The sequence below is a fragment of the Salinicola sp. DM10 genome (assembly GCF_017306975.2).
In the GTDB taxonomy this organism is placed as follows: domain Bacteria; phylum Pseudomonadota; class Gammaproteobacteria; order Pseudomonadales; family Halomonadaceae; genus Salinicola.
Genome location: NZ_JAFLEN020000001.1, coordinates 1,179,308 through 1,190,938 on the forward strand (window position 1 = coordinate 1,179,308; position 11,631 = coordinate 1,190,938).

The 11,631-nt window shown below is 64.1% G+C and carries 16 protein-coding genes and 1 tRNA gene; 15 read left to right on the forward strand and 2 right to left on the reverse strand.

The features are described 5' to 3' along the window. Window positions 1–3: 3 nt before the first annotated feature. Window positions 4–300, reverse strand: a complete 297-nt coding sequence (locus J0A90_RS05205; RefSeq protein WP_207031973.1) for a transcriptional regulator — start codon at window positions 298–300, stop codon at window positions 4–6. A gap of 133 nt (window positions 301–433) precedes the next feature. Here J0A90_RS05205 and J0A90_RS05210 point away from each other — a divergent pair, with 133 nt between their 5' ends. The 12 genes from J0A90_RS05210 to J0A90_RS05265 all read left to right on the forward strand — a co-directional run bounded on the left by J0A90_RS05210 (window position 434) and on the right by J0A90_RS05265 (window position 8,428). Further along, the gene (locus J0A90_RS05210) at window positions 434–640 is read left to right on the forward strand and encodes a DNA-binding protein (protein ID WP_233076518.1); all 207 of its coding nucleotides are present in this window, start codon (window positions 434–436) and stop codon (window positions 638–640) included. Beyond that, window positions 637–1,365 (forward strand): hypothetical protein, encoded by a 729-nt coding sequence (locus J0A90_RS05215; protein WP_207031975.1) that lies wholly within the window; start codon window positions 637–639, stop codon window positions 1,363–1,365. Before J0A90_RS05210 ends, J0A90_RS05215 begins: the two co-directional genes overlap by 4 nt. Beyond that, window positions 1,362–1,568: a hypothetical protein gene (locus tag J0A90_RS05220; protein WP_035471008.1), complete on the forward strand. Its 207-nt coding sequence runs from the start codon at window positions 1,362–1,364 to the stop codon at window positions 1,566–1,568. Before J0A90_RS05215 ends, J0A90_RS05220 begins: the two co-directional genes overlap by 4 nt. A 369-nt stretch (window positions 1,569–1,937) precedes the next feature. Continuing rightward, the gene (locus J0A90_RS05225) at window positions 1,938–2,291 is read left to right on the forward strand and encodes a hypothetical protein (RefSeq protein WP_207031977.1); all 354 of its coding nucleotides are present in this window, start codon (window positions 1,938–1,940) and stop codon (window positions 2,289–2,291) included. A 2-nt stretch (window positions 2,292–2,293) separates the two neighbouring features. Beyond that, window positions 2,294–2,494, forward strand: coding sequence for a hypothetical protein (locus J0A90_RS05230; RefSeq protein ID WP_207031987.1), 201 nt, complete (start codon window positions 2,294–2,296; stop codon window positions 2,492–2,494). Window positions 2,495–2,501: 7 nt separating this feature from the next. Continuing rightward, window positions 2,502–2,744 carry a major capsid protein gene (locus J0A90_RS05235; RefSeq protein WP_207031989.1) on the forward strand — a complete coding sequence of 81 codons (243 nt, stop codon included), beginning with the start codon at window positions 2,502–2,504 and terminating at the stop codon, window positions 2,742–2,744. A gap of 77 nt (window positions 2,745–2,821) precedes the next feature. After that, window positions 2,822–4,072 (forward strand): virulence factor TspB C-terminal domain-related protein, encoded by a 1,251-nt coding sequence (locus tag J0A90_RS05240; RefSeq protein ID WP_207031991.1) that lies wholly within the window; start codon window positions 2,822–2,824, stop codon window positions 4,070–4,072. Between the two features lie 13 nt (window positions 4,073–4,085). Next, a complete protein-coding gene (locus tag J0A90_RS05245; RefSeq protein ID WP_035470996.1) occupies window positions 4,086–4,379 on the forward strand; it encodes a DUF2523 family protein in 294 nt (97 codons plus the stop codon). Then, window positions 4,379–5,254, forward strand: coding sequence for a zonular occludens toxin domain-containing protein (locus J0A90_RS05250; RefSeq protein ID WP_207031993.1), 876 nt, complete (start codon window positions 4,379–4,381; stop codon window positions 5,252–5,254). The genes J0A90_RS05245 and J0A90_RS05250 overlap by 1 nt, the downstream gene beginning before the upstream one ends. Beyond that, window positions 5,251–5,964: a TraX family protein gene (locus tag J0A90_RS05255; protein ID WP_207031995.1), complete on the forward strand. Its 714-nt coding sequence runs from the start codon at window positions 5,251–5,253 to the stop codon at window positions 5,962–5,964. Before J0A90_RS05250 ends, J0A90_RS05255 begins: the two co-directional genes overlap by 4 nt. A gap of 137 nt (window positions 5,965–6,101) precedes the next feature. Next, on the forward strand, window positions 6,102–7,397 hold the full coding sequence (locus tag J0A90_RS05260; RefSeq protein WP_207031998.1) for a hypothetical protein: 1,296 nt from the start codon (window positions 6,102–6,104) through the stop codon (window positions 7,395–7,397). Beyond that, window positions 7,397–8,428, forward strand: a complete 1,032-nt coding sequence (locus J0A90_RS05265) for a tyrosine-type recombinase/integrase (protein WP_207032000.1) — start codon at window positions 7,397–7,399, stop codon at window positions 8,426–8,428. The genes J0A90_RS05260 and J0A90_RS05265 overlap by 1 nt, the downstream gene beginning before the upstream one ends. A gap of 32 nt (window positions 8,429–8,460) precedes the next feature. Here J0A90_RS05265 and J0A90_RS05270 read toward each other — a convergent pair. Beyond that, window positions 8,461–8,547 (reverse strand) — tRNA-Leu (locus J0A90_RS05270). Between the two features lie 188 nt (window positions 8,548–8,735). Between J0A90_RS05270 and queA the strand changes: the two genes are divergently transcribed. The 3 genes from queA (at window position 8,736) to yajC (ending at window position 11,540) form a co-directional block, all read left to right on the forward strand. Next, window positions 8,736–9,770: a tRNA preQ1(34) S-adenosylmethionine ribosyltransferase-isomerase QueA gene (gene queA / locus J0A90_RS05275; protein ID WP_035475918.1), complete on the forward strand. Its 1,035-nt coding sequence runs from the start codon at window positions 8,736–8,738 to the stop codon at window positions 9,768–9,770. A 204-nt stretch (window positions 9,771–9,974) separates the two neighbouring features. Continuing rightward, complete coding sequence (gene tgt / locus J0A90_RS05280) at window positions 9,975–11,093, forward strand: tRNA guanosine(34) transglycosylase Tgt (RefSeq protein WP_207032003.1); 1,119 nt, start codon at window positions 9,975–9,977, stop codon at window positions 11,091–11,093. A 114-nt stretch (window positions 11,094–11,207) separates the two neighbouring features. Beyond that, window positions 11,208–11,540 (forward strand): preprotein translocase subunit YajC, encoded by a 333-nt coding sequence (gene yajC / locus J0A90_RS05285; RefSeq protein WP_035475913.1) that lies wholly within the window; start codon window positions 11,208–11,210, stop codon window positions 11,538–11,540. Window positions 11,541–11,631: the final 91 nt, after the last annotated feature.

The window sequence follows — 11,631 nt, forward strand, 5'->3', positions numbered from 1 at the left end:
CCGTTACCCGTCTCGCGACTCGGTATCCGTGCCTGTCTTCTTGAGCGTCTGACGCGCCCTCTCGATCTCTGGGCTTATCTGCCCTGCTTCTTCGTTCACCTGGTCAGTCATCAGCCACAGCGTGTACTTCGGCCAAAGGTTGCATATCGCGGACAGTAGGTCCCCTTTCGGCACCCGCCCTGTCTGCTCGATCCCAATGAGCGTTTTCTTTGGCACACCAATCAGTTCTGAGAACTCTGCGCGGCCCGACGTCTCCGTTTCGCGGATGAGACGAATTTTGTGTGCAAGGTCGCTTGACATGTGCCTATCTCTGGGTACACTTCAAATCAAGCTGTGCTCATTTCTAGGTCCACCCTGAATAGAGCACAGCAATCGCAATGGACAACAACACCCAGAAACATACCACAGCGAGCCAAAACGAGCTGATACCGCCATGGAAAAGAGCAACGCGCCCCAGGTCCCGGCCACCGTGCCCGTGATGACCATCGAGCGATTCTCCGAGCTTTCCGGCATGTCCTATAGCGCCGTCAAGGGCCAGCTCCAATTGGGCAATCTGCCGCTGTTCAAGGTCGGCCGCCGTCGCATGGTCAATGTGGCGCTGCTCAACGCCGAATGCCTCCAGGCGGAGGACTGGTCATGATCCAGGTCACGTTCGCCCACCTCGTCGCCGACGCCCCCTCTGAGGGCACCGGCTTTTACCTGGATGGCCTATACGCGGGCTATATCGGGCAGGACGCTACCGGCGCCGCCTTTGTCTATTTCCATCGCGCGTTCTGGCTTCCTACTCGTCTTCGCGAGGCTCGCGGCTATGTCCCCGTCGCTGATCGATCCGCTGCCCTACGTCTTGTGTCTCGGCTTGCTCTACGTCTGGCTTACCGGCAACTGAGGTCTCGCGCTCGGGCTATCTGCCACTCCCAGTGTGCCAAGAGCTTCTACCAGCTCGTCCTCGATAGCCTGGATGCCCAGCGCCGCCTGTCCCGCGTGCTGATCGACCAGCGCACCTGGAATGACCCCAGCCAGGGCAACGGCTCTCGCGATCTCGCGTTCACTCCTGAATGCGCATCGCCTGAGCCCGTGCCCGCTGCGCGTTCCCCCAAGCGCGTCTTCAACGTCTACCCGGCGTTGACCTTCAACCTCTTGCACTACACCGACGGCAGCTATCGCCGCGTCACTGCCGCCGACATCCAGGCCGGGGCCGACCCACGCCCCGCCAATACCGCGTTCCCCTTCGCCCAGGTCACCGGTGGCTCGCTCCCCCCGTCGCCTGCCTCTGCCAGTGCCTGGGCGCTTTTTATTCCCCCGACCGTACCGCGTTTCTCGGGCGGTCATCGCCACGCAGTCCCCACCACGAGGAACACCCAATGACCACGACCAAGAAACAGCCCGTTCGTGTGTTCCTGGACCAGAGCGACCACTCGCGCTTCTTGGTTCAGGCTGGCACCAACCGCCTGACGCCTTCCGCCCTGGGCGAACGGCTCATGCAATACGGCCTCTCCCTGCTCGAAAGCGGCGACCGCTCGCCGTTGGCAGGCACCACCAACCCGGCCCGCCCGGACGCCGGGGCCTAAGTCATGTGGCTGCCTGCCCGTCACCCGTCGCCCATCGGTCGCGCGGCTCCCCGAGTCGGCCACGGCCCCGCTGTCACACCAAGCGCAGCGCCGGTTGACAGCGGGGTCGGGGTCGACTGCCGTGCGACTCGATCGATGGGCACGGTGGCGGCGCAGGTAGCAGCCTGCCCGGAGCCCCGAGCCTTGAGGGAGCGGGCCCAGCGGTGTCTCCAAGGCCGCGACTACGGCCACGCCGCCCTGCTCTACGCCCAGGCGGAACACTTAACCCGCATGCACGACCCCGACGCGACCGACCTAACGGAACTCGCCTTACTCGCGCACTACTGCCACCTCCTGGCTATCCGATACCCACGCTGAAGGAACCTCACCATGTCCATGATCAACACCATCATCGCCCGCGTTTCCGGTGCTTCCCGCTACGAATTCGATGGCCGCAAGGGCGGCAAGCTCAGCGTCATCAACGAAGTCGACGCCGACAACGACGATCAAGTCGGGATGCAGTGCTCCGACATGTCCGCCGACTTTTCCATCGTCGAGCAGATTCGTAACGCCGGGGCCGAGCTGCCGTGCAACCTCGAACTCGATATCGAGCTGCGCATGGTCCGCGCCGGCCAGAACCGGCAGCAAACCACCTCGATGCACGTCATCGCCGTGCGCCGCCCCAAGGGCACCGGGCATAGCAGCGCCGCGCCCAGCGCCAAGGCCGAAGCGCCCAAGGCGTAACCATGAAAGTTCAAGTCTGCGTCGATTGGAGTGAAGAACTCGGCGAGTGCCATCGCACTGGCTGGATCGACGCGGCCGATCTCGTCCACTCCGTGAGTGGGATGAGTGCCGAAGACGGTCTCAAGATCGCCACGGCAATTCTGGGGCTCTGGGCATTGGCCTTCGTCGCCAGAGCCATCGCTAAAGCCATAGACCTGAGGTAACGCAGACATGAAGCTGATCAAACAAGGGCAATTCCGCATCACCAAGCTGGCAGGCAAGGCGGCCGCTGTCTCCACCGCCACCCTGCTTCCCCTCGTCGCCTTCGCCAGTGACAGCGGTGGCAGCGATGCCGGCTCCTCTGCCGCATCCACCATCACCGCGGGCGCTGCCACGGTCGGTGCCGTCATGGCCGCCGTGCTCGGCGTGCTGGCCGCGATCAAGGTCGGCAAGCTCATCCGCCGCGCGCTGTAGGCTCACCGACCCGTGGTTGATCTGGAGGCCCATCGACTCGGTGGGCCTTTTTGCGACTGCTCATGGAGATCAGGGGAATGAACCATGCTCGATTTCAGCGATGGCAGTTTGGTCATTATTGCCTTCTTGGGCTGTGCCTGGCTCTTGTTTCACCACTGACCTTGGCCGCCAACCCATCGTCATTACGCACCACGGTCGACTCGATTCGCGCCCGATCCGGCCCCACCCTGGATAGCCTGGTGATCGCGACAGAGCAAAAGACGCGCGGCTTACCCGGTGGCCGCGTGCTGTATTCGTCGACCGAAACCGTGGTCAAAAAATCGGTCTTCCGCAAAGCCGGGGGGATTCTGCTCAAACGCGCCGTGCCGGGTCTGAGCACGTTGATTGCGGCCTATGAGATAGCGGGGCTCGTCTTCGATGCAGATACTGGCCAAGTCATGATGCCGGGTGAAAAGTCCGCTGTTGAACTACCACCGAACTATGCTCAGCTTAACCACGCCGGTAAGGGCTACACGTATTCGTGTTTTTACGCTGGTTCGCACTATGCCGCCACTGCCTTTTCCGCTGCTTCCGCTTGTGCTGATGCTTATGGGGCTTATATCGGCGACACCATGTCGCTCACGAGTGTCTTTACTCGTGATTCTGATCTGTTCTTTGCTTTCAAAGGCAAACTGTCTAGACACAATATCTATTCCGTCTCCCCGATCATCTCGGATAGACCGCCTAACACGCCCGAGAAGACCATTCCTGCTGGTGAGAATGTGCCCGTGCCGGATGACTATGACTGGAGCACAGTCGATCAGAACCTCTCCCCGGAGATCGCCCAGCAAATCTACGACGCCTCGCAACCGGTCCCCGAGTGGCAGCAGGAGATCGCCAAGCTCCCTGACTGGGAGACGCTCTCCACCAGCGGCAACATCCCCCCGGCGGTGGCCAAGACCGCGCTACAGACCGCCGCCAACCAGCAGGCCCAGCTTGCCGGCGAAGACAAGCCTTACCCCGATACCGCCACTGCCCCCGGGCAATCCGCGAGCGATGAACTGCTCGACCAGATCAACCAGCCGCCGCCCGACGGCGACGCCGATTTCCCACCCCAAGAACCCCAGTGGCAAGTCGACGTCATCGACACGCTCCCCGACTACGACGTCGGCCTGGGCGCCGGCGCCTGTCCCGCCCCTGCCTTGATCCCGCTGCCGCTCGGCTGGGGCAGCTTCGAACTCAACTGGCAACCGATCTGCGACTTCGCCGGCTGGATTCGTGGCGCCGTGATCGCCGTCGGTTTCATCGCCGCGCTCTATATCGTGCTCGGCGTTCGCTCCAACGCGTAGAGAGGGCAGACCCATGTGGACCATTCTCGTCTCGATCCTGACCCGCTTCGGCACCTACCTCGTCGGCTCGATGCTCATGCGCATCTCCTCGCTGGTGGTCTTCACCACCATCGGCTCGGCGATGATCTCCGGCCTACTCAACCAGGTCTCCAGCTACCTCTCCGGGGTCGGCCAGTTTCTCTGGTTCATGGAACTCGCCGGCTTCCCTGTGGCGCTCTCCGCCATCGGTTCCGCGCTGCTGCTGCGCGCCACCATGAACGCCTGGAGCCTCAAGCCCGGCGCCGCCATCACCGGGGGTAAAGGCTAATGGCCATTCATCTCATCTCCGGGGTGCCCGGCGCGGGCAAGACGCTGAGGGCCGTCGACACCGTGCGCAAGCTCCTCACCACCGAAGGCGGCCAGGATCGCCCCCTGTTCGGCAACGTCAACGGCCTCAAGGCACAGTCACCCATCCCCGAGGAATGGATGGCCTGCCCCGATGGCGCCATCGTCCTGATCGACGAATGTCAGCAGCGCTGGCGCCGCTACCGCAACACCGGCTCGCCGCCCCCGGAGATCGCCGCGCTCGAGACCCACCGCCACCGCGGTATCGACTTCATCCTCACCTGTCAGAACCCGCAACAGCTCACCGGTGACGTGCGCGCGCTCGTCGACGTTCACGAACACCTCATGCGCAAGGGCGGCTTGCAGGGCGCCGTCGTCAGTCGCTGGGAAGGGCAGTGCCACCTATCGCCCGCCGCGCATCGCAAGGACGCCGACTGCGAACAGACCATCTGGCGCTACCCCAAGGAAGTCTTCGCCATGTACCAGTCGGCCTCCATGCACACGGTCAAAAAGCGCCTGCCGCGCATCCTGCTTGTCGCCCCCTTCGTCTTCCTCGCGGCAGCGGCGGCGGTCTACTGGGCGTTTGCCGGCACCGTCTCCACGCTGCTGAGCGACGCCGAAGCCGCCGATGCCGACAAGTCCACCGCCGTCGTCAGCGTGAAGACGCCGACCGAGGCACCGCCCCGCGCCGCGCCACCGGCTGACACCCGCGTTCTGGCGGCCGGGGGCGTGCGCATCGGAGAAGACGAATGCCGCCTCTACACCCGCGACGGGCGGCGTCTCGACGTTTCCATGCCCACCTGCCTCAACGCCATGGCCATGGGGCTACCCCAACTGGTCGAGGAGCTACACCTATGATCGCCCGCACCCTCGATAGCTTTTTCGTCACCGATCGTGGTGGATCTCATAGCCTGCGCCAATCACCCGCGCGCTTCGACGCCTCCGCGATGGCCATCATCCAGACGCTGGCCATCCTCACCATGACGCTCGACCACGCCTCGATAGCCTTCCCCCTGGAGCTGGGCTTGCGAGGCACGGTAGGCCGCATGGCGCTCCCGCTGTTCTGCTTCATGGTCGCCTACAACGCCCTGCACACCCGTCGCCCCGGGCCTTACCCCTGGCGCATCCTCATCATCGCCTTGATCGCGCAGCTCCCGTTCGCCGTGCTCACCGGTCACGCGCTGCTCGCCAACATCTGCGTCACCCTGGCCGGGGCCGCCTTCCTCATCACCGGCCTCCGGCGCCGGTCGGCGGGCTATCTCACCCTCGCCATGGGCCTCTGTGCGCTCACCCCGGGGGTCGAGTACGGCTTTCCCGCCTATGCCCTCGTCCTCGCCTTTGCCGCCGCCTGCTACGCCCCGCCGCTGTGGTTGTTTCCGCTCCTGGTCTGGCCGCTCATGCACTACGGCGCCACCCCAGCCGCGCTGTTCGCCGCGCTCTCCACCGTCGTCATCCTGGGCGCGCCGCGATCACCGATTCCCTGGGATCGACTCCCTCGCTGGCTGACGCTGCCGTTTTACCCGGCGCACCTGGCAGTGCTCTGTGTCCTGTCATCGGCAGGGGCTTGACCGCGTGCGTGGAGGACCGCCCCACCGGACGGACCGCACCACGCACGCGGGCGAGACCCGCCCTGTAACACGTCTCGCTAACCGACTATCGATCTGACCATACCGGCTCACTACGGACAGTTTTGGAGTATTCGACAATGAAGACCTGGGAACGCTATTCGCTGGCATCGCTCGCCAAAGGCACGCAGGACGAGAAGGGGCGTTTGTTCATCAGTCCCAAGGGCCAGCGCAACCACGGCAACATCAAGCTCCTTCACGCCGGCGTCGACACCGTGCGCCAGCTCTACGCGGGCAAGCCCTGCATGGCCCTGTTCGATCAAATCATCGAGGTCTACCGCGAAGGTCGAGGCGCCACCATGGACCTGTTCGGCACCACCTGGAGCGTCGGCGCGGGCAACACCCAAAGCGGCTTCCGCTATCGCCTGCAGAACAACGACCTGGGCGTCATCGTCCTGTTCTACGCCCGGCACGTGAAGGCCGAAGACATCGGCACCCACCTCAAGATCGAGCTCTCCCCGCACTTCATCCACGAGCACAGCACCGCCGACGTGCAAGCCTACATGGATGGCATCGCCAAGCAGCTCCTCGCCTACGTCGAGCCCATGGGCTGTGCCGTCCACCTCGCGCTAGACGTCCAGGGCTGGCAGCCCCCCGCCGACTTCCTCGAACGCTTCATCACCCGCTCCAAGAAAGTCACGCGCATCAACGGCATCGACGACTTCAGCTTCAACCACGGCCACATCGCCACCTCCTACGGCAACGCCGAAACCTTCATGTTCGGCACCGCGGGCGCCCTACAGTGCTGCCTCTACAACAAGACCAAGGAGGCCCACTACCGCGACAAAATCCACTTCTGGGAAAGCATCTGGCAGCAGTCGGCCAGCGATGACCCCATGGCCTCCGACTACGACCCTGAGCGGGACGTATGGCGAATCGAGATGCGCTTTCACCAGTCGGTGCTGCGTGAGTTCGCCCAGGGCACCCCCTGCAACGTCGACACCGGTGAATGCCTCGACATGGCCCACGGCTTCAAGCGCTTCACCGACACCGTGCCCCACCTCACCGGCCTCTGGCGCACCGCCATGGGCAAGTATCGGCTCGACCACTCGCGTGACCTGATCGACAGCGCATGGCAGCTCCTGCAGGAAGACGCCCGCTTCTACGACCACGAACCCCACCTGTTCTACAAGCGAGCGCGCAAGGCCCCGGGGCTCGGCAACGAAAAGAACGTCGCCCTGGTCGTGGGTAATCTCATCTCCCTCTACGCACGCCAGGGCTTCACCATCCAGCAAGCCATGCAAGGACTCTCCCGCTGCGGGGCCTGGGACGACATCGCCAACTACTACCGCCGACGGGGATTGGATGCGGGACAGCTACGCCAGCTCATCGAACAACGGCTGGTCGAGCGACGATTACTTGGGAAGGCGGCTTGATGGCGATCAGCAAGACCGAGAAAGGCTGGAAGGTCGACATTCGCCCCAACGGGGCCGACGGCAAGCGGGTACGCCGGACGTTCAAGACGCAGGCCGAAGCCAGACGCTTCGAAGGCAAGATACTGGCCCAGGTCGCCGATGGTAGCCGCTACACGCCTACCAAGCGTGACAACCGTCGCCTCTCTGATCTCATCCAGATGTGGTACGACTTCCACGGCGTCTCGCTGAAGGACGGTAAGCGTCGCTATCATCAGCTCCTGGCACTCGCCGGCAAGATGGGTAACCCACTGGCACGCACCATCACGCCGATGGATGCCGCCCAGTTTCGCCAGCTACGACTCGCGGAAGGCATCACCCCGACCACAGCCAACCACGATCAGGCGCATCTACGGGCCGTGTTCAATCGCGTGGCCAAGCTCGGCCAGTGGCACCTCCCCAACCCGTTTGCCGGCATCCAGCCGATCAGGGTCGACGAAACCGAATTGAGCTATCTCACCGAGTCGCAGATACACGACCTACTCGCGATCCTGGACCGCCGCACCAACAAGGATGCCGCCCTGATCACCCGGTTATGCCTCGCCACCGGTGCCCGCTGGTCGGAAGCCCAATATCTGCGCGCCGAAAACCTCCGCGACGGTCGTGTCACCTTCACCGGCACCAAGAACGGTCGTAACCGCACCATCCCGCTGCCTCAGGAGCTTTATCAGACGCTGGTCGCGCACGGTCGGCGCATCGGTAGACTCTTCCCGACCACGGGCTATAACCCGTTTTCGGATGCGATCAAGGAAGCGGGAATTCAGCTCCCCAAGGGGCAGAGAACGCACGTGTTACGCCACACCTTTGCCAGCCATTTCATGATGAATGGCGGGGACGTATTAACGCTGCAAAAGATACTGGGGCACCAGACCATTACGATGACGATGCGCTACGCGCACCTGTCGCCCGATCACCTGACGGACGCCATCAAGTACGCGCCCAAGGTGTATGGACAAAAAGTGGACACGTGCCAAAAAAGGGAAGAATCAAGCTGAGAGGAAGGGAACGCTAAATGCTTGATTTCACATGGTGCCGGCGGTCGGACTCGAACCGACACACTGTTTCCAGCGGCGGATTTTGAATCCGCTGCGTCTACCAATTCCGCCACGCCGGCAGCGGAGTGGCATTATACGGACCCCGGCCTTTGCGTCAATCGCTGCGCTGACTTCGCTCCCCGCCTGCTTTATCATGGCGCCCTCGCTTGGGTCGCCCGGCGGCCTTCGAGGCCGCGGCAGCGGCTCGCTTCGAGTGGCCGCGCCAGGCTGCGGTCACGTCATCCTTTTTCGCCGATTCATGAGTGCCATGCAGCGCGCCGACTTCCATTTCGATCTCCCCGACGAGTTGATCGCTCGCTACCCTTCCGAGCAGCGCACCGATTGCCGCCTGCTGTGCGTCGACGGCCCTTCCGGGGCGCTGGCGCACGAACGCTTCCCCGATCTGCTCGGGCATCTCGAACCCGGCGACGTGGTGGTGTTCAACGACACGCGGGTGATCCCGGCGCGCCTGTTCGGCCAGAAGGCGAGCGGCGGCAAGGTGGAGATGCTGCTGGAGCGCCCGCTGGATGCCCATCGCGGCCTAGCTCATCTGCGCGCCAGCAAGTCGCCCAAGCCGGGCACCGAGCTGATCTTCGAGGGCGGTATTCACGCCGTGGTGGAAGGCCGGCAGGACGCGCTGTTCGAGCTGCGCTTCCTCGGCGAGACGCCGCTGATCGCGCTGCTCGAACAGCACGGCCATATGCCGCTGCCGCCCTATATCACCCGCGAGGACGAACTCGCCGACCGCGAGCGCTACCAGACCGTCTACGCCCGCCGCGAGGGCGCGGTCGCCGCGCCCACCGCCGGCCTGCACTTCGACGAGGCGATGATGGCGGCGCTGCGGGCCAAGGGGGTCGAGATCGCCTTCGTCACCCTGCACGTGGGCGCCGGCACCTTTCAGCCGGTACGCGTCGACGATATCCGCGAGCACCATATGCACAGCGAGTGGCTGGAGGTGGACGAGCAGGTCTGCGCCAGCGTCAATCGCGCGCGGGAGGCGGGCAAGCGGGTCGTCGCCATCGGCACCACCAGCGTGCGCTGCCTGGAGAGTGCCAGCCAGGAAGATGGGCGCCTGGCGCCCTACCGCGGCGAGACCGACATCTTCATCTATCCCGGCTATCGCTGGCGCTGCGTGGATGCCCTGGTCACCAACTTCCACCTGCCGGAGTCGACGCTATTGATGCTGGTCTCCGCCTTTGCCGGCTATGAAAGCGTGATGCGCGCCTATGCCGCTGCGGTGGAAGAGGAGTACCGCTTCTTCAGCTATGGCGATGCCATGTTCCTCACCCGCCGCGACGCGTGATCGCCCGGGCACGTATCGCGCAAGTGCCGGCGACCCGAGCAATAGAGAGCCGATCGCTGGCTCGCCGAGCGCTAACGAGATGGCCAGGTCGCCGAGCGTAGAGAAATAGCACGAAAGACATTCAGCGGCCCCGAGGGGCCCGAGCGTGGCGTGCGATTGCCGACGCGCCGAGAGACAGAGAATCCTATGCGACAAGAGTGCTTCATGAAGTTCGAACGCCTGGGTCAGGATGGCCGCGCCCGGCGTGGCCGCCTGACCTTCCCCCGCGGCACGGTGGAGACCCCCGCCTTCATGCCGGTGGGGACCTACGGCACGGTCAAGGGGATGACCCCGCGTGACGTCGAGGCGATCGGCGCCGAGATCATCCTCGGCAATACCTTTCATCTGTGGCTGCGCCCGGGTACCGAGGTGATCGAGGCCCACGGCGACCTGCACGACTTCTCCCAGTGGCAGGGGCCGATCCTCACCGACTCCGGCGGCTTCCAGGTCTTCTCGCTGGGCGCCATGCGCAAGATCACCGAGCAGGGCGTGCACTTCCGCTCACCGGTGGATGGCGCCAAGGTGTTCATGGGGCCGGAGGAGTCGATGGCGGTCCAGCGCTCGCTGGGCTCGGACATCGTGATGATCTTCGACGAGTGCACCCCCTACCCCGCCACCGAGCAGGAAGCGCAGAAGTCGATGGAGCTCTCGCTGCGCTGGGCCAAGCGCTCGCGCGAGGCCCACGGCGACTCGCCCTCGGCGCTGTTCGGCATCGTCCAGGGCGGCATGTACCCGGATCTGCGCAAGCGCTCGCTGGAAGGGCTGCTCGAGATCGGCTTCGATGGCCTGGCGATCGGCGGTCTCTCGGTGGGCGAGCCCAAGGAGGAGATGATCGGCGTGCTCGACTATCTACCCCAGTGGATGCCGGAAGAGCAGCCGCGCTATCTGATGGGCGTGGGCAAACCGGAGGATCTGGTCGAGGGCGTGCGCCGCGGGGTCGACATGTTCGACTGCGTGATGCCGACCCGCAACGCGCGCAACGGCCACCTGTTCACCGCCGAGGGCACGGTCAAGATTCGTAACGCCACCCACCGCCACGACACCCGGCCGCTGGAATCGGACTGCGACTGCTACACCTGCCAGCACTTCTCGCGCGGCTATCTGCACCACCTCGATCGGTGCGGCGAAATGCTCGGCTCGATGCTCAATACCATCCACAATCTGCGCTACTACCAGCGCCTGATGGCCGGTTTGCGCGGGGCTATCGAAGCGGGTACATTGGCCGACTTCGTAGCACAATTCTATCGGCGGCGGGGGCTTCCCGTACCGCCCGGGGTCGACTGACAAGAGACGCGCTGGCCGGTGGCGACGCCGGCGGGCCGGATAAGTCTCGTAACGTATCACCCGTTCACATCGCAACTCTCGCGACTTCCATCGCGCAACTTCGGAGAACCATCCATGCTGGACTTTTTCATCCCTGCGGCCCACGCCCAGGATGCAGCCGCACCTGGCGGTGGTGGCATTGCCCAGATCATCATGCTGGTCGGCTTCGTGCTGATCTTCTATTTCCTGCTGTGGCGCCCGCAGTCCAAGCGTGCCAAGCAGCACAAGCAGTTGATCTCCAACCTCTCCAAAGGTGACGAAATCGTCATCGGCGGCGGGCTGATGGGCCGCATCACCGAGGTGACCGACGACTTCATCAGCATGGAAATCGCCGAAGGCACCGTGGTCAACGTGCAGAAGAACGCCGTGGCCTCCGTGCTGCCCAAGGGTACCCTGAAGTCGCTGTAATCCTTCGGGCCACCGGCATCGTCGCCGGTGGCCCGCCTCATTTCCGCGACAGTCTTCGCACGACGATCCCCCCGATCGTCATTGAATGAAA